Genomic DNA, 16575 nt, shown 5'->3' on the forward strand with positions numbered 1-16575 from the left:
AATCGTTTTTACTCAGTGTGCTCTCCCTTGTCTATGTGACATGTCAGACAGCTTTCCGGCTCTTTGAAGCGGGTCTTCTGGCCGTAGTAATCGTCTTTGGTGGAATAGGCATCGCCGTGTTTTTCCAGAGTCTGCGCATGACAGAATCCACAGGTCAGCAGCTCACCATGGCTGTCCGGCGCACCGTTATTGCCGTGACACTCGGCGCACTCCCAAGGGGCCATCTCCTCGACCACGTGGCTGTTGGCGGCATTGTGACAGGTACTGCAATCGGGCAGCTTCCAGCCGAAGTGAGACTCGGTCAGCGGAGCTCTGGCCTTGGTAATGTCTTTAATCTGGTTGGGATCGATCTCCGGCGCTTCGGCATCACAACCCGATGTGGCTTGCTGATTGCCATAGCCATTTCCGAACGCGGCGCCAATGTAGTTGATGTACTCAGGACCATAGATGATCATGGCATCGCCGGTCAGGTGAGGATCGTTGCCGCCAAAGGGCAAGCCGAACTTCATGTAGCCCCGGCCTTTAGGGTTGTGGTTCTCATACTGTTCACCGGCACCGTATTGATGCGCGCGGTACCCCAACACACCGGGAATGTTGCCATAGCAGGCATTGCGGTATTCATCGCCGCCCATGTCGGTGCGAGCCGAACACATGACCCATTGGTACAACCCGTGCTGAGCACCGGAGTCCATGTAGTTTTCCCACTCACCGGTGGTGTGCACGAAACCGCAGGAGCCGTTGTTGGTGTAGGTTTCATTAACGATGTTGCCCAGATCATCTCGGCCATTGAAACTGATGGCGGTGGCCACGTAACCCTGAACGTTGGAGTTGGTGCTCAGCTTAGGCCAGTAGCTGTAGTCAATTTTCAGGTCCGGGCGCTGTTCCACCAAAGACAGCCAGGCGTCCAGCTCGGTAATGACTCCTGGCTGGTACAGATCGGTACGCAGGTTATGCGGTTTCACCTCGATGTTCTTAAACACCGCCCGTTGATTGGGCACCAGAATCTCTCCGGTGGCCGAGTATTTGGCCGGTTTAAAATCAATCACGATCTCCGGCACGATCACCTTGCCACCGTTGTCCGCCAATCGCTGCATCTCTCGCCGGTACTTGCGCTTACGAATCTCCATCTCGCCAGGCTGAGCCGGCACCAGCACGATGCTCATCTCGTTCTTTAGCGGGTGATGATCCATGCGGAAATAGATCTCTTCCTCCTTGTAGTAGATGTCGGCGGTGTCATAGCCCCCTTCGACCTTCTCTTCCCACACGCTCGGACCTACCAGGTATTTCCAGCCCTGGCCCTGGGTTTCTCCCAGGTGCTGCTGATCCACCGCTTCCGGTAAACCTTCAATCCCTTCAATAGAGGTGACAAAGTGGGTATTCAGGGCCTCATCTTTCTCGACCTGAATATCCAAGTCGTATTTCTTGGATACCCACAGCAACAGATCCAGCACCGACCCGCGTCCCTCTGCAAACAAGTCCGGCCGCAGAGAATCTATCTTAACCCCCGCCATATTGATGGCTGTCGGCGGCAACAGGTAGTCCACTTTCAACCCCATCTTGGCCGCATCATCGACCATTTTTGAGTGCACGACGCCTTCGACGTCGATGCTGGCAGCGCGCTTCTTGACCTCAGCCTTGCTCATCTTGGCATCCAGCGGCGAAAAGCCTTTTACAATGGCAATCTGAATCACCTTGTTCAGTTTCTGCTCATCCTCACTGGGGCCACCAAACACGAAGTCGGGCTTATCCACCACCGGCGGCAACACCTCCGGAGGTAGCGGTGCAGAGCCACCATCATCGCTGCCACACCCGGTCAATGCCAAGCCACAAGCCAAACTTACCACCATTAACTTATTCTTAATCATCATCTAATCCTTGCTGTAAATACGGCAAGGTCAGAATAGGGAGTTGGTAGGTGGGGACACTGGCAGAATTGACAGTGGCAAAGCAAGATGTGACCCCCGTCCGGCCTCAGATCAAAAACCCAAGTACCATGCGACAGCGCTACAACACGCCGTGTTGATAGGCCTTGCTGACCAGATTAGTACGATTCCTGGCCACCATGATCTGCCGGGCGCGGTCGAGGTGGTAATTCACCCCCCTCTCGGTGATATGCAGTTGTCGACCAATCTCTTCACTGGAGTAACCATCGGCCACCAAAGCCAGAATTTTGGCACAAGTTGGCGACAGCACCCCAAAGTTTATCAAAGGGTTAATACTGCGAAACGTCAGAGCATTAAAAATGGCCGAGTACTCTGTCAGTAACTCCGATAACCCCTGAGTTTGGTTGTTGATCCGCGCCAGAACGTCCTCCTCAGGCAGGGACGAAAATAACATGCACAAGCCGATAATATCCGGCCTGGTATCCACAGCAGTAAAGAACACCATGCGAGTCTGAATGCTGTGCCGTTGCTTCAACTGTTTAAATCCCGCAATGCGGCGACTGGAGACCCACTCATCAGACCAAAGAACTGGAACTCCCAGCTTAAGGCTGCTCCCATCTGCCCTGGCCAGAGAGAAATCACGAACCGCATAGCGCCGAATAAACTCATCGCGGTACTTTAGTATGTCCGAGTCTGAGGCTACGGCACTGCGCATCCGTTTCAAGCTGAACACCCGCTTCCAGTCCAGGGCCTGATCGCAATCGTTCAACCTGAGCCCCTTAGGGGTCAGGCTGGGCAACAGAGTGTAATAAAACCGGTCCAGGCCCCACTGATTAAGCTGGCTGGTAAAATCATCAATGATGCGCTGACTCACTAACGTGGATAATTCACTGGCCATGATTCATCTCCCAAAAGATGGGGGAGCACGCTCCCCCAATTGTTCACCACACAATGCCGGTTTACTGTTGATCTACGTGACAGGTCAAACAGCTTTCCGGCTCTTTGAAGCTGGTGTCCTTACTGTAGTAATCGGTTTTATTGCCGTACACATTACCGTGTTTGGTTAACGTTTGGGAGTGGCAAAAGCCACAGGTATAGCGTTCACCATGATTGGTAGGCGCGCCATTGTTACCGTGACACTCGGCACACTCATAAGGATCCATCTCCGCCACCACATGGCTGTTGGAAGGATCATGACAGGTACTGCAGTCCGGCAACTTCCAGCCAAAGTGAGACTCATCCAGCGGTGCTCGCGCCTGTGAAATGTCTTTCAAATTGGCGATGTCTATCTCGGGGGAGTCCATATCACAGCCTGAAGGCACACCGCTGTTGGTGTTCAGAGCGCCAAACGCCACTCCCAGGTAGTTGATGTACTCTGGGCCGTAGATGATCATGTTGTCACCGGTGAAGTGAGGATCATTGGCACCAAAAGGAACGCCAAAACTCATGTAGCCGGTGGGGCCATCATTCTCATACAACTCGCCCGCCCCATAGTTTCGAGGCCGAAATCCCTTAATTCCTGGCACTTTGCTCATACAGGCGCCGCGGTTCCAGTCTTCTGGCATATCCAGGCGCCCGGCGCACATCACATACTCATACAAACTGTTTTGAGCCCCACTGTCGGCGTAGTTTTCCCATTCACCGGTATGGTGAACAAAGCCGCACTCCCCATTATTTTTGTAGGTCTGGTTGATGATGTTACCCAGATCATCCTTACCGTTAAAACTGATGGAGGTCGCTACATACCCCTGGACGTTGGCATTGGTGCTCAATCGCGGCCAATAACTCCAGTTGATCTTAAGATCCGGCCGCTGTTCAACCAGCGACAGCCAGGCATCCAGCTCGGTGATCACCCCAGGCTGATACAGGTCGGTTCTCAGGTTATGAGGCGTCACTTCGATGTCCTTAAACACCGCTCTTTGTCCCGGCTGCACCAATTCACCTGCGCTGTTGTAGTAAGGGGGCTTAAAATCGATCACGATCTCGGGCACGATCACCTTACCGGCATTGGCCGCCAGCCTGTCCATCTCCTTACGGTACTTACGCTTACGCACCTCCATTTCACCAGGTTGAGCGGGCATCAACACGATGCTCATCTCATTTTTAAGCGCCTGGTGGTCAATGCGGAAGTAGATCTCTTCCTCTTTGTAATAGAGGTGATCGGCATTCCAATCACCACCACCGAATACCGGGTCAACTTTTTTTTCCCAGGTGCTGGGCCCGACCAGATACTTCCAACCCTGACCTTCAGTAGCCCCAAGGCGAGATTGGTCTACTCGCTCAGGCTCACCTTCGATGCCAGCGATCGAGGTGACGAAATAGGTATTCAATGCCTCATCTTTTTCTATCTCGATGTCCAGACCGTACTTTTCTCCGACCCACAGCAGCAGATCTAAGACCGAGCCCCGTCCTTCAGGGAACAGGTCCGGACGCAAAGTATCGATGTTCACCCCAGACATGTTAATGGCCGTGGGCGGCAACAGGTACTCCACCCTCATCCCCATATCCGCCGCCTGCTCATCCATCTTGGTATGAACCAGGCCATCGACAGGAATGATGTTGGTCTTAGACTGAGCTCCAACTTGAGCCGACGCGTGTTGCCCTTGTGCTCCGTCGCCGGCTTCAACAGGCACCAGGCGTTTTACAATCGCAAACTGAATGACTTTGCTAAGGGTTTGCTCATCTCCGGTTGGGCCACCAAACACATAATCGGGTTTGACAATCTCGGGAGGAGTCACTTCCGGCGGCACAGGAACTGCAGCAGAATCATCATCACTGCCGCAGCCACTGAGCATCATGCTTATGGCGGCAGCTGAAATTAACCATTTACTTGTTTTCATCATCTTATCCTTGCAATGCAAAATGCAGAGCAAGAATAGAAATCCGAGTAGTGACGTTTCACTAGGAGAAATGATAGCGGAATAGGACGCTGTGACCTGTCCCCGACAAAAGAGCAACAATCAACAACATCAATAAGAACCAGCCCCTCGATAATCGGCTTCGAGGCTACCGTTGGTTATTCAACTGATAGGAAAATACTGCCTCTCCATCGACAAGGCCTGTGTACTCACTGTATGACTGCACCTCGAAAACGGGCATTGAACTTGAGGCGACATCCATACCCGTTGATCAGATCACACCCTGTCGAAAAGCCTTGCTAATTAAGTTTGTACGATTACGGGCCATCAATATCTGCCTGGCGCGATCCAGGTGATAGTTCACTCCCCGTTCACTCATATACAACTGCTCGCCAATCTCCTCACTGGAGTAACCATCGGCGACCAGTGACAAAATTTGAATGCAAGTGGATGACAGTACTCCAAAGTTCGCCAGGGGATTGATGCTACCGAAGGACAGCGCCGTAAAAGTTTCACAATAGTGTGATAGCAAGTTTTTGAATTCACTGAAATCCTGATTCACTTTATCATTAACTTCATCCACTGACAGAGGAGAAAAAAGGTGACAAACCCCCAACCAACCGGGGCGCTCCGGTAACGGGTGATAATAGGTGGCCCGCGCATCGACACCAAACCGCTGCTGAAACCGCTGAAAGCTCTTCAGGCGCCGTGATGGCAGCACATTACCGGGCCAAATAAAGGGATTATGCCGCTTTCGCAGTGCAGGTCCTAACCGAGCAAAAGTCTCGTCGCTCTGGGCATAGCGATGCAGATACTCATCCCTGTATTCCAGTATTGAGGCATCCGAAGCCACGGCAAAGCGCATTCGACGCAGGTTGACCATCCTACTGGCATTCAGGTTGGAGCAACATCCCAGAGTATCCCGAATCGAGTACTCGTCATCAGTGACAATGGCATAATAGAAACGATTGAAACCACAAGGCTCCAATCGATTAACGAAGTCCTCAAGAATGCTGCTACTCACCAGGCCGCATTGCTGCAATGCCATATCTTCTCCTCGAACAAAGGAGGCCACATAAGGCCTCCCGAATCATAGCCAAATTAACTTACCCACTACCTTGGATCAACGTGACAAGTCAGGCAGCTCTCGGGCTCCTTAAAATTGGCGTTTTCACCGTAATAATCCAGTTTATCACTGAAGGCATCACCGTGATGTTCCAACGTTTTGGCGTGACAGAAGCCGCAAGTCTGATCGCCGTGGCTCTGAGGAGCACCGTTATTGCTGTGACACTCGGCGCACTCCCAAGGTGCCATATCTTCGACCACATGACTGTTGGACGAATTATGGCAGGTGGTGCAATCCGGTTGCTTCCAACCGAAGTGCGTTTCAGTCAATGGCGCCCGAGCCTTGCTGATGTCCTTAATGCGACTGGGATCAATCTTGGGCGAGTCCACATCACAACCGGAGAAAGGTTGACTGTTACTCCACTCACCGAACGCGGCCCCGGCGTAGTTCACATACTCTGGGGCATAGACGATCAGCTCATCGCCGGTCAGGTGAACGTCGTTGCCGCCGAAGGGATAGCCGTATTTGATGTACCCTCGCCCCCTGGGGTTGAGGTTTTCAAACTTCTCCCCCGCACCAAAGTGACGTGCCCGATAGCCAATCTGGCCATCAACCTCACCAATGCAAGCTTCACGACTAAACTCGGGGCCCATATCCAGGCGGTTCTTACACATCACCGAATGGTACAGACCATGGGCCAGTCCCACATCCATGTAGTTCTCCCACTCGCCGGTATGATGAACAAAGCCACAAGCGCCGTTATTAAAGTAGGTATCACTGACGATATTCCCCAGATCATCCTTGCCATTGAAGCTGATGGCACTGGCCACGTAACCCTGAACGTTGGCACCGCTGCTCATCCGCGGCCAGTAATCCCACTGGATCTTCACTTCAGGACGCTGATCCACCAATGACAGCAGAATGTCAGTCTCGGTCAACACACCCGGCTGGTAGATGTCGGTACGCAAGTTATGAGCGGTAATCTCGATATCCTTGAATACCGCACGCTTATTGGGCTCCAGCACCTCACCGGTGTCGGCGTACTTGGCCGGCTTGAAGTCGATAATGACCTCGGGAATGATGTTCTTACCCCCGTAGGCGGCCAAACGATCCTGCTCACGCTGGTACTTTTGCCGACGAATGTCCATCTCCCCCGGCTGGGCCGGCATCAGAATGATGCTGACGTTGTTTTTCAACGCCTGGTGATCGATACGGACATAGCTGTCCTCCTCGTTGAAGTAGTGGCCAGTGGTACCATCAGTGAAGGGACCAAATGGATTGGCCTTCTTGTTGTACTCCCAGGCACTGGATGCATAGAGATACTTCCAGCCACCACCCTGAGTCTCACCCAAACGCTCAGGGTCCACTTGCTCCGCGTCACCGGTGACCCCCTCAATAGAGGTCACCCAGTAGGTATTAAGGACGTCGTCCTTCTCAAACTGAATGTCCAGATCATAATGGTCAGCCGCCCAGATCAACATATCCAGCACCGAGCCGCGGCCAGGCTGAAACAGATCCGGTCGCACAGTGTCCAGCTTTACCCCGGCCATATTGACGGCCGTAGGTGGTAGAATCCAGTCCACCTTATATCCCTTTGCAGCGGCATCCTCTACCATCTTGGTAGGCAGCAGATCGCCATTTTCGATGAAGTAGCCCTCATGGACCTTTTCAGCACTTTCCCCTTCCTGCAATGGAGTAAAACCACCAACGATGGCGAACTGAACGGTCTTGTTGAGCGCCTTCTCGTCTTCACTTGGAGCCCCCCAAACATACTCTGGCTTGTCGACAACCGGTGGCTTAGGAACCGGTGGAGTCGAAGTGGAGGCACTGTCGTCACTGCCGCAACCACTGAGCATTACACTCAGAGTCATTGCGGTCATAAGCAAATTTCGTTTAATCATCATCTTATCCTTGCTGTGCATTAAGCAGCGCCAGAATAGGAATCCGAGGTGGGGGTATTCACTGGTATATCTGACAGTGCGGTGACAGCCTGTGACAAGCGCCCGCTCACCGTTCCAAAGTGTTGTTCGCAGAAGCGTCCGCGTTTGCGGTAATTAGACAAGATAAAGACGGCCCCACGAAAAGGGGCCGAAGTCTAAGGGAGTGATTTAACAACGGTCACTGAAATTACTCAAACCGCCTTGGACGCTTGGTCTTGATGGTTCGAATGTAACCGTGCCAGGTGGCGTAACCGAGAATCGGCATAATTAGCAACATGCCAAGCCCTGCGGTGGCAAAACCCACCGCCACTCCGATGCCAATAATGGCTGCCCACACCGCCATCACTCCGGCATTGTGGTACACCGCACTGACGCTGGTGCTTATGGCCGTCATCATGTCCACCCTTCGCTCCATCATCACCGGGATTGAAAATGCCGACAGCGCAAATACCGTCGCGGTAAATAGCGCCCCAAACAGGGTTCCAAGGCTCAGAAAGGGCAGGAACTGTTCAAAATGGGCATCTTGATTAATGGGGTACAGAGCATGAACCATGGCGGCTACCCGCATCCAGAAGATCATCATTACCGCCAGCAGGATGGCAAACCCCCACTCCGACACCCGGTTGCGGCGGATCGCCCGCATCGAATGGAACAAGTTCGGCTTTTTCCCTCGCTCAAGCTGCCAACTGACGTCATACAACCCGGTCGCCAGGAAGGGACCCACCAACATAAACACCACCAACGAGGGAATAATCACCAGATGGCTGCCCTGCAGAAACACCGCTACCCAGATGGCAAAGGTGGCCAGGGTAAAGACCATGCCATAGAACAGGCTGACGGCTGGCGCCGCCACCACATCCCGCAGCGCCAGATGCAGCCAGTGGAAGGGATCGCGATAGGATAATTGGTTATGAGGAATTACCCGGGCAAAGGCCGGTGTGCGGGTCGGAGCCCGAGCTCCGCTCTTGGGAACAGGCGCAGTCTGAGGCATAACTCACTCCTTACGGGCCAACAGCCCACCAAACGTTAAACGTCCAGGGCGCTCCGACGTGACGCTCGCCAGCAGCCCTCTACTTTCAGCATAGTCGTTGTAGATGGAGTTAATACGTACAGGAGTGCAATTTCGGTTGAAGGATCAGCTCGCCCTTTGGTGGTCGGCCCGATACTCGGGCAATTCGGTTTTCAGGGCAAAATAGACCAGCAACACGATGGCAAACGGCGGAATAAAGGCAGAGAAAAATCCAACAATGGCACAAGCCAACGGTGAGCGAACCTTCTTTCTGGAAACGAAAAAGGTCACGATAAACATCACCACCGCAAACCCCATTAAGGGATGTGCACCAAACAGATTGCTGAAACTCATCTCTCCTCCCTTGCTCAGCAGAACCCCACCGCTTGCACCGCTCATTTGATCAACATTGTCGCAACAATATGAAAATAAACGGATATCTTAATGTCCTCGGTCACCAGAATAACAAAATTCCCGACTAAAATCCTCAGTTAACTTTCCTTGCAGCCCAAAGCTCACTGATAGCGGGCCGAGGTGATGAACTCATTGAAGGCTTCGCACCAGACAATGACCGTACTGAACTGTGACACATCAATTGTCGAAGGTACCGCCACAGTGAAATGACCAAAACCGGGAACCGGAGCCACGTGGACCATAGAAGCCTTCAGGCGCAAAAACTCCGCTTCGGTTTCTACAAAACGGGGAGACAAGTACAGCTGATAATTCGGACCTGGCGCCAATTCACCGCGCAGCGCGATGGCATCCGCCGCGATAAACACCGAGCCCTCCCCCCAATGCAGCAGGTCACTGTCGATCCGATTGCGATCAAAGCGGCCATTGAATTGGGCCTTGGCGGCAACCTGATGCACTTGCTCCAGGTCTGCGGGTACCGGTTTAGTCAATATGGGCAACCAGTAGATACCAATGGCAATCCCGACCACCAGTACCACCCCATGACTAACCAACCATCCTAACCATCTCATTGCGTCACCCTCTTCAAATCATTCCCCGCTTCTAGTATCAGACCCGATCATCAGGGCTGCGATTTCCACAAAAAGATAATTTTGTCATCCGCTTGTGTCGACGGATCATTGGCGAGCGTCGGCCTTCATGTTAGCTTTCAGCCTAAGAACAGATCGCCCTAATATCAGGACCATATCATGCCAGGCAGTCAGCACCCTCACTGGTGGGACCTCAAACGCGCCTCTGCCATTCAGCGATTGCTGGTGTTTCGAACTTTTGCGCTAGCCGCTCTGGCCCTGTTGCTGCCCATTGCCGGGCTGCTTACCGAGCAGGCCACTGGCTACATCGAACTGATCCCAATCATCAGCCTGATGATTGTATTTCATATCGTCAGCCTGATTCGCTATCGCCACAAGACCATGGTCAGCACCGCCGCCATGTTAGGGCAGATACTGAGTGACCTTGCCTTTCTAACCCTGATTTTAAATGCCAGCGGCGGCGCAACCAACGCTTTCGTCTCCCTGTTGCTGCTACCCATTGTGTTTGCCGGCGTCAGCCTTGGCATCCGTTTACTGGGATTGGTGACCTTGTTGGCCGTGGCCGCATACAGCTATCTGCTGCTGACCATGCCGGAACACGCCATGCACATGATGGACATGAAACAGCACTTTGTGTTTATGGGCGCCAACTTCTTTATCTCGGCATTGGTCATTGCCCTGGTTGTCGGCGCCATGGCCAGGATGATCGCCGATCGCGAACGCATGATGGCGCAGCAACGAGAGGAGCAACTGCGACAAGAGCAACTTTTGGCGCTCGGGATCGCATCGGCTCAGGTCACCCATCAACTGGCAACGCCACTGAGCACCCTGCAACTGCTGTACGACGAACTCAAAGACAGCTACCCGGAAGAGGAAGCAGTGCAGGAGATGGCCCACCCTCTTCAGCAAGCCGCCAGCCACCTGAGCTATTTCCGCACTCTCGCCAGCGCCATTCGAGAAGGCAAACACCAGATTCTCCCCTGCGATGAATTGGTTGAACAGTTGCAGGATGCCGTGCTGCTGCACTTCCCTGAGCAAACACTGCAGCTACAGGCCACCAAGCTGGAGGGACAGATTCAAACCGATGCCATGTTGCTCCCCGCCCTGCTTAACCTGATTCAAAACAGCGCCCAGGCCAACGCCAAGACCGGCAACCAGATTTTGGAGTTGCGTGCGCAGACCGAGCCAGGGCAACTGCGACTGAGCCTTCGCGATCATGGCCCTGGCGTCGAAGAGCAACGTCTGGATCGCCTTGGCGACGCACTGCAAAGCAGCGAGTCGGGCATGGGCATGGCATTGGTGCTTTCCAGCGCCAGCTTCGAGCGCCTGGGCGGACGCCTGGCGCTGAGTAACCACCCGGACGGCGGAGCCATCGCCGACATCACTCTGAAACTGGAACCCTGCGCCGATGAAACTCCTGATTGTTGAAGATGACGAGGCCTTTGCCAACGCGCTGTCGCGGCGAATGAAAAAGCAAGGATTCGAGACTCGAGTGGCCCACTGTGCAACCGAGGCACTGTTGCAGGCCCGACAATGGCAACCCTCTCATCTTTTACTGGATATGAAATTGGCATCAGAGAATGGCCTGGAACTGCTCACACCGCTGAGACAAAGCTTGCCTCAAGGCCGCATCGTATTGTTAACCGGGTTTGCCAGCATAGCCACGGCGGTTGAGGCCATTAAGCTGGGGGCGGATCATTACCTGGCCAAACCCGCCGATACCCATACCCTGCTTAAGGCACTCACCGACGAGCCAGACTCTCATTTGGACAACGCCGAAACGGACGAATTTGCCCCAATGTCGCCAGAACGACTGGAATGGGAGCACATACAACAGACGCTCAGCGCCCACGACGGTAACGTCTCCGCCACCGCGCGAGCGTTGGGAATGCACCGAAGAACACTGCAACGCAAGCTGCAAAAAAAGCCGGCGCATCGATGATGGCCGGCTAACACAGAGAATATCCTTGTTGCAGGAGGATGAGGCACAACCTGACTGTGCCATCACCGGTCCCAGTGTCTGACTAACTGTCCCATTCGCCAAGCGCTTTCCCGAAAACTGTGACAATTTGCCGCAGCCGGTTGACTCCTTACCGAGGCGCCAGTAGCTTGGCGATGGATAGACTCTCTCTGCGGCCCTTTACAGCTGCATGCAAAAGGACTGCACCATGACCGCCACCCTTCGGCCCCCACTCACCAGTACGGAAATCTTACTCGGCCTGTTGCTGATAATGAGCTCATTGTGGCCACTGTATGCCAGGGCCTCTACCCTGAGTCCTTGCTACCTGGAGGGGCTGTCCGAGCAGGTCGAGTGCGGTGTATTAAGCGTACCGGAAGATTATCATGCCCCGGCGGCCACCCAGATTCAGCTCCACTTTGCCCGCATTGCGGCGATCAAGTCGATTCCAGGCACCGCTCCACTGTTGGTGATTACCGGCGGTCCCGGACAGTCCGCCCTGGACGATGCCCACCAGTTTGAGCGTGTCTTTGCCCGAATTCGTCAAAATCGCGATCTGATCCTGATCGATCAGCGCGGTACCGGGCGCTCAAACCCGCTACTGTGTGATGAAGACACCTCGGTAGCACCACTGGCACTGGATGACAGTAACCTGGATATGACCGCGCTGATTCGCCAATGCCTGTCACAGCAGCAGGCCGATGTGAGCCAGTACCACAGCCGCCATGCCCTTGAGGATTTCGAGCGCGTACGACAGGCGCTGGGAATTACCCGTTGGCACCTGTATGGCATCTCTTACGGCACCCGCATGGCCCAACTGTACATGCGCCACTACCCAGATGCCCTGGAAACCGTCACCCTGGATGGGGTGGTGCCGATGCAGCAATCAGTGCTCACCATCGGCTATGCGGTTAACCGGGCGCTGGATCAGGTGCTGCAAGAGTGCCAAAACTCACCCGATTGCCACCGCAATTTTCCCGACCTGAATGCCGACCTTATCAAGGTGCAACAGCGGCTGGAGACCAAGCCGGTCACGCTACCGGTGACCGATCCTCTGTCCGCACAACCGGCCACCTTTGTGGTTACCCGCAACAAATTCCTCAATGCACTGCGAATGGCGCTCTACGCCCCCAGCAGCCGTAGCCTGATCCCTCTGGTGATCCACGCCGCTGCCCGGAATAACTTCCAACCGCTGCTCGGAATGCAACAGACGGAGCCGAACTTTGGCATTGCCATGGGCATGCACCTGTCGGTGATTTGTCAGGAGGACTGGCCTCGAATGAGCCCCCAGGAGAAACAACAGCTCAGCCACAGCTCGGCCTTTGCCGCCAGCATGGTGTCACTGTTTCAACACGCCTGCCCCGTCTGGGGGACCGCCGAACCCGAAGCCGAATTCAGCCAGGCGATAGACAGTGATATTCCCACTCTGCTGCTGTCCGGCGACAAGGACCCGGCCACCCCGCCCTCCTGGGGCACCCGGGCCCAGGCCGGGCTCAGAAACAGCAGCCACCTGATTGCCCCCCATGCCACCCACGGAGTCGCGTTTCAGACCTGTGCCCCCAGGCTGATTCAGCAACTGATTGAAAGCGGCTCGCCTCACCACCTGGACAGCGAGTGCCTGTCTCTGGATACACACCGTGCCTTCTACCTTAATGCCAACTCCGTCGAGTCCCCTCGCGAGGCCAACAAATGATTGAAGTCAAAGGGTTAAAGAAAAAAATTGGTCAGGTCCAGGCGCTGGACGGCCTGAGTTTCAAAGCCGAAAATGGCCAGATAACCGGGCTGCTTGGCCCTAACGGCGCCGGCAAAACCACCGCGCTGCGGACCCTATTCGGCTTGCTCCGGGCCGACGAGGGTCTGGCCCTGGTAAACGGCCTGGATGTGCAACAACAGGCGATGGCGGCCAAGCGCGCCCTGGGGCTGTTTCCCGACCCATTCGGCCTGTATGAACGACTGACGCCGCGAGAATACATCCACTACTTCGCCACCCTCAATGGTCTGGGCTCCAAACAGGCTCACACCGCCGTGGATGCGGTGATCTCTCAAATGCAGATGCAGGACATCGCCGATCGCCCCTGCAAAGGCTTTTCTCAAGGCCAGCGGATGAAAACCGCCCTGGCCCAGGCCATCGTCCATCAACCGGACAACATTGTGCTGGATGAGCCCTCCCGTGGCCTGGATGTCATGAGTACCCGCATCCTTAGACAAACACTGAACGATCTGAAGCAGCAGGGGCACTGCGTGCTGTTTTCCAGCCATGTGATGCAAGAGGTGGCGGCGCTGTGTGACCAGGTCATCGTCATGGCCAGGGGCCGACTGATTGTTCAGGGAAGCCCTGATGAGCTCTGCCGGCTTACCGGACAAGCCAGCCTGGAGGAGGCCTTCATTCAGCTGATTGGCACCGACGAGGGCATTGCGGCATGATGCGCAGAATTTGGATATTACTGGTTAAAGAGTTAAGGGACGCCATTCGCGATCGCCGCTCCATCCTGGCTGCCATGTCCTATTCCTTGAGCACGCCATTAATTTTTGCCGCCATTTTCATGTCGGTAATTCATGATGTGTCTGAGAAAGCCCAAGTGGTCATCCACATAGAGGGCGCCAGCCATGGCCCTGATCTTGTCCGTTTCCTGGCCAGCGCCGGCATCGTTGACGGCGACGATGCCATCGACATCACTCTGACCATTCCTTCGGCCTACCCGAAGCAGATGACAGACGGCCTTCCGGCACAGTTGTGGCTAACGGCAGACAGCTCAGACAAGGATCTGCAGCAGCCGCTGGGCCAGATACGCCGAGTCATCGAAGCCTATTCCGCGGAGATGGCCGCCATTCGACTCGTGGCCCGAGGCATCAACCCCAAGGTGATACAGCCACTGCAGCTCAACTTGAAAGACCGCTCCACCAACCAGTCCAAATCCGGTATTATTCTTGGCGGCTTGTTACTGGCGATTATGCTATCGCTGTTTTTCTCCGGCATGAATGTGGCCATCGACACCAGTGCCGGTGAGCGGGAGCGCAACTCATTGGCGCTGCTTTTGTGCCAGCCCACCGCCACTGCCGAGATCGTCGCCGCCAAAGCCGGCGCCGTCGCCCTGTTTTCCATTAGCGGTCTGCTGCTGACCCTGGTGGTATCGGTGTTGGCGTTTTCTCACGTTCCCTGGCAGGAGCTGGGATTCAGCCTCAATTTCGATCCTATCGCGGCGCTGATCATTGTCTTGGTGTGTCTGCCCATCGGCGTATTTGCCGCGACACTGCAATTGTATGTGTCTTTTTTTGCCAAATCCTTTAAAGAAGCACAAACCTATCTGACCATCATTTTGATGTTGCCCACCGCCATGATCATGGCGCCGGTGTTTGATCTATTTACCGATGTCCTGCGGTGGTTACCGATCTCGGGGCAGCAATTGGCCTTTACCGAAATGCTCAAAGGCGAACCTCTGCCTTTGTCTCAGGTCGCCTGGGCAACGCTGAGCACGCTGACGCTATCGGCGCTGCTGTTTTGGGCCAATGTCAGAGCGTTGAAGAGTGAGAAAGTGGTGTTTGCACTGTGAGCGTTTGCGACCGACAGACACTCGAAGTTGCCGAGTTTTTCTTGCGTTGAGCGACCCAGTGGATACACTTAGCCGCCCAATTTTTCCGAGGACGCCCCGATGAACCGCAAGAAAAAGATAAACTCAATTTTAAAAAAGAAGGCCAAGCGGGCCGCTGCCAAGACCAGCACCAACAAAAAGCCCAAGTACATTCCTAAGGGGGAAAGGGAGCAACAGCAGGTCGACGCCCAACCAGATTCCGAGGCAGGCGCCGACTCAAGCCCATCAGAGTGACGCGCGAGTATTAACCAGCGCCAGGGCTTCGTCCCGGCTGGGAATGGAGCTTTGCGCCCCAACCCGGGTTACCGACATCGCCGCAGCGGCCTGACCAAAGGCCACCGCATCGATGACCGACTGCCCCTCCAGCAAAGCAGTAACAAAACCACCATTGAAGGTATCGCCGGCCGCCGTGGTGTCCACCGCCTTGACCTCAAACCCGGCCAACAATTGCCCCTGCCCGGCCTGACTCAGCCAAACGCCGCGCTTACCCATGGTAATCAGGACCATATCAATACCGAATCTCTGGTGCAGCGCCTGAGCGGCTCGATCCGCATCGTCCAGAGTGTCCACGGCAATGCCGGTCAGTTGTTCGGCTTCGGTTTCATTGGGGGTGATGATATCCACGTGAGCCAGCAGGGCGTCAGGCAGCGCTTTTGCCGGCGCCGGATTGAGAACCACCTGTGTTTTGGCGGCCTTGGCAATGGCCGCCGCTTCAATCAGGGTTTCAATGGGGGTTTCCAGTTGCATCAGCAGCAGTTGTGATTGCTCAATGAGCTCACGGTGAGCCGAGGCCAGCTGTGGACTCAGGCAACCGTTGGCACCTGGCCAGATGCCAATGCTGTTTTCTCCCTTGTCGTCCACGTAGATCATCGCCAAACCGGTTGCCTCACCAGCAACGGCAGTAATCGCCGACACGTCCAGCCCGGTGGCCGCAAACTCCTGGGTCAACTGAGCACCGATGGCATCGTCACCAACGCAACCAATCATCGCCACCTTTCCACCCAGCTTGGCGGCCGCTACCGCCTGGTTTGCGCCCTTGCCGCCACCGACTATCTGATAACGCTTCGCTTCAATGGTCTGACCGGGGCGGGGAAAGGCCGCCACCTGCATAACATGATCGACATTAATGCTGCCAAGAACGGTGAGTGTTGCCATCGGTTGCTCCAACTTAGTTACGGTACTTCAGGTGCCGACTGTTGATCAGCCAACACCAAACAGGGACTCGGCCACTGAATTAAACAGAAGTGTAAAATAGATAGGACAGATTGAGA

The 16575-nt window shown here is 54.7% G+C and carries 15 protein-coding genes; 6 read left to right on the plus strand and 9 right to left on the minus strand.

Features of this window, described 5'->3' with window-relative positions:
• Nucleotides 1–8 precede the first annotated feature (8 nt).
• The 8 genes from H598_RS0121200 to H598_RS0121235 form a co-directional block, all read right to left on the minus strand.
• On the minus strand, nt 9–1868 hold the full coding sequence (locus tag H598_RS0121200) for a cytochrome c3 family protein (RefSeq protein WP_156897138.1): 1860 nt from the start codon (nt 1866–1868) through the stop codon (nt 9–11).
• 136 nt (nt 1869–2004) lie between these two features.
• Complete coding sequence (locus H598_RS0121205; RefSeq protein WP_028114800.1) at nt 2005–2781, minus strand: helix-turn-helix transcriptional regulator; 777 nt, start codon at nt 2779–2781, stop codon at nt 2005–2007.
• A gap of 61 nt (nt 2782–2842) precedes the next feature.
• Nucleotides 2843–4723 carry a cytochrome c3 family protein gene (locus H598_RS0121210; RefSeq protein WP_028114801.1) on the minus strand — a complete coding sequence of 627 codons (1881 nt, stop codon included), beginning with the start codon at nt 4721–4723 and terminating at the stop codon, nt 2843–2845.
• A gap of 289 nt (nt 4724–5012) precedes the next feature.
• Entirely contained in the window at nt 5013–5789 is a 777-nt protein-coding gene (locus H598_RS0121215) for a helix-turn-helix transcriptional regulator (RefSeq protein ID WP_028114802.1), read from the minus strand.
• A gap of 65 nt (nt 5790–5854) precedes the next feature.
• Nucleotides 5855–7687, minus strand: coding sequence for a cytochrome c3 family protein (locus H598_RS0121220; protein WP_156897139.1), 1833 nt, complete (start codon nt 7685–7687; stop codon nt 5855–5857).
• Nucleotides 7688–7934: 247 nt separating this feature from the next.
• Complete coding sequence (locus H598_RS0121225) at nt 7935–8738, minus strand: DUF2189 domain-containing protein (RefSeq protein WP_028114804.1); 804 nt, start codon at nt 8736–8738, stop codon at nt 7935–7937.
• A 144-nt stretch (nt 8739–8882) separates the two neighbouring features.
• A complete protein-coding gene (locus H598_RS0121230) occupies nt 8883–9110 on the minus strand; it encodes a hypothetical protein (protein WP_035416395.1) in 228 nt (75 codons plus the stop codon).
• Between the two features lie 161 nt (nt 9111–9271).
• Nucleotides 9272–9739: a DM13 domain-containing protein gene (locus H598_RS0121235; RefSeq protein WP_028114806.1), complete on the minus strand. Its 468-nt coding sequence runs from the start codon at nt 9737–9739 to the stop codon at nt 9272–9274.
• Between the two features lie 177 nt (nt 9740–9916).
• On the opposite strand from H598_RS0121235, the gene H598_RS0121240 reads away from it, so the two are divergent.
• The 6 genes from H598_RS0121240 to H598_RS26205 all read left to right on the plus strand — a co-directional run bounded on the left by H598_RS0121240 (nt 9917) and on the right by H598_RS26205 (nt 15538).
• Nucleotides 9917–11185: a sensor histidine kinase gene (locus H598_RS0121240; protein ID WP_035416397.1), complete on the plus strand. Its 1269-nt coding sequence runs from the start codon at nt 9917–9919 to the stop codon at nt 11183–11185.
• Nucleotides 11166–11699 carry a response regulator transcription factor gene (locus H598_RS0121245; protein WP_028114808.1) on the plus strand — a complete coding sequence of 178 codons (534 nt, stop codon included), beginning with the start codon at nt 11166–11168 and terminating at the stop codon, nt 11697–11699. Before H598_RS0121240 ends, H598_RS0121245 begins: the two co-directional genes overlap by 20 nt.
• 226 nt (nt 11700–11925) lie before the next feature.
• Entirely contained in the window at nt 11926–13407 is a 1482-nt protein-coding gene (locus H598_RS25195; protein WP_084144580.1) for an alpha/beta hydrolase, read from the plus strand.
• Nucleotides 13404–14138: an ABC transporter ATP-binding protein gene (locus tag H598_RS0121255; protein ID WP_028114809.1), complete on the plus strand. Its 735-nt coding sequence runs from the start codon at nt 13404–13406 to the stop codon at nt 14136–14138. The genes H598_RS25195 and H598_RS0121255 overlap by 4 nt, the downstream gene beginning before the upstream one ends.
• Nucleotides 14135–15265, plus strand: coding sequence for an ABC transporter permease (locus H598_RS0121260; protein ID WP_084144576.1), 1131 nt, complete (start codon nt 14135–14137; stop codon nt 15263–15265). The genes H598_RS0121255 and H598_RS0121260 overlap by 4 nt, the downstream gene beginning before the upstream one ends.
• 99 nt (nt 15266–15364) lie before the next feature.
• Entirely contained in the window at nt 15365–15538 is a 174-nt protein-coding gene (locus tag H598_RS26205) for a DUF2986 domain-containing protein (protein WP_084144577.1), read from the plus strand.
• On the opposite strand, the gene rbsK is transcribed toward H598_RS26205, so the two are convergent.
• The gene (gene rbsK / locus H598_RS0121270; RefSeq protein ID WP_028114811.1) at nt 15530–16459 is read right to left on the minus strand and encodes a ribokinase; all 930 of its coding nucleotides are present in this window, start codon (nt 16457–16459) and stop codon (nt 15530–15532) included. The two genes, H598_RS26205 and rbsK, sit on opposite strands and share 9 nt — an antisense overlap.
• Between the last annotated feature and the right edge of the window lie 116 nt (nt 16460–16575).

The sequence above is a fragment of the Ferrimonas kyonanensis DSM 18153 genome (genome assembly GCF_000425405.1).
Lineage (GTDB): Bacteria > Pseudomonadota > Gammaproteobacteria > Enterobacterales > Shewanellaceae > Ferrimonas > Ferrimonas kyonanensis.

What these genes read in the sequence shown, in the direction of transcription:
- H598_RS0121205 (WP_028114800.1), bottom strand. Translation starts at nt 2,781, where the DNA reads ATGGCCAGTGAATTATCCACGTTAGTGAGTCAGCGCATCATTGATGAT.
- H598_RS0121245 (WP_028114808.1), top strand. Translation starts at nt 11,166, where the DNA reads ATGAAACTCCTGATTGTTGAAGATGACGAGGCCTTTGCCAACGCGCTG.
- H598_RS0121215 (WP_028114802.1), bottom strand. Translation starts at nt 5,789, where the DNA reads ATGGCATTGCAGCAATGCGGCCTGGTGAGTAGCAGCATTCTTGAGGAC.
- H598_RS0121260 (WP_084144576.1), top strand. Translation starts at nt 14,135, where the DNA reads ATGATGCGCAGAATTTGGATATTACTGGTTAAAGAGTTAAGGGACGCC.
- H598_RS0121240 (WP_035416397.1), top strand. Translation starts at nt 9,917, where the DNA reads ATGCCAGGCAGTCAGCACCCTCACTGGTGGGACCTCAAACGCGCCTCT.
- H598_RS0121230 (WP_035416395.1), bottom strand. Translation starts at nt 9,110, where the DNA reads ATGAGTTTCAGCAATCTGTTTGGTGCACATCCCTTAATGGGGTTTGCG.
- H598_RS25195 (WP_084144580.1), top strand. Translation starts at nt 11,926, where the DNA reads ATGACCGCCACCCTTCGGCCCCCACTCACCAGTACGGAAATCTTACTC.
- H598_RS0121210 (WP_028114801.1), bottom strand. Translation starts at nt 4,723, where the DNA reads ATGAAAACAAGTAAATGGTTAATTTCAGCTGCCGCCATAAGCATGATG.
- H598_RS0121255 (WP_028114809.1), top strand. Translation starts at nt 13,404, where the DNA reads ATGATTGAAGTCAAAGGGTTAAAGAAAAAAATTGGTCAGGTCCAGGCG.
- H598_RS0121235 (WP_028114806.1), bottom strand. Translation starts at nt 9,739, where the DNA reads ATGAGATGGTTAGGATGGTTGGTTAGTCATGGGGTGGTACTGGTGGTC.
- H598_RS0121200 (WP_156897138.1), bottom strand. Translation starts at nt 1,868, where the DNA reads ATGATGATTAAGAATAAGTTAATGGTGGTAAGTTTGGCTTGTGGCTTG.
- H598_RS0121220 (WP_156897139.1), bottom strand. Translation starts at nt 7,687, where the DNA reads ATGACCGCAATGACTCTGAGTGTAATGCTCAGTGGTTGCGGCAGTGAC.
- H598_RS26205 (WP_084144577.1), top strand. Translation starts at nt 15,365, where the DNA reads ATGAACCGCAAGAAAAAGATAAACTCAATTTTAAAAAAGAAGGCCAAG.
- H598_RS0121225 (WP_028114804.1), bottom strand. Translation starts at nt 8,738, where the DNA reads ATGCCTCAGACTGCGCCTGTTCCCAAGAGCGGAGCTCGGGCTCCGACC.
- rbsK (WP_028114811.1), bottom strand. Translation starts at nt 16,459, where the DNA reads ATGGCAACACTCACCGTTCTTGGCAGCATTAATGTCGATCATGTTATG.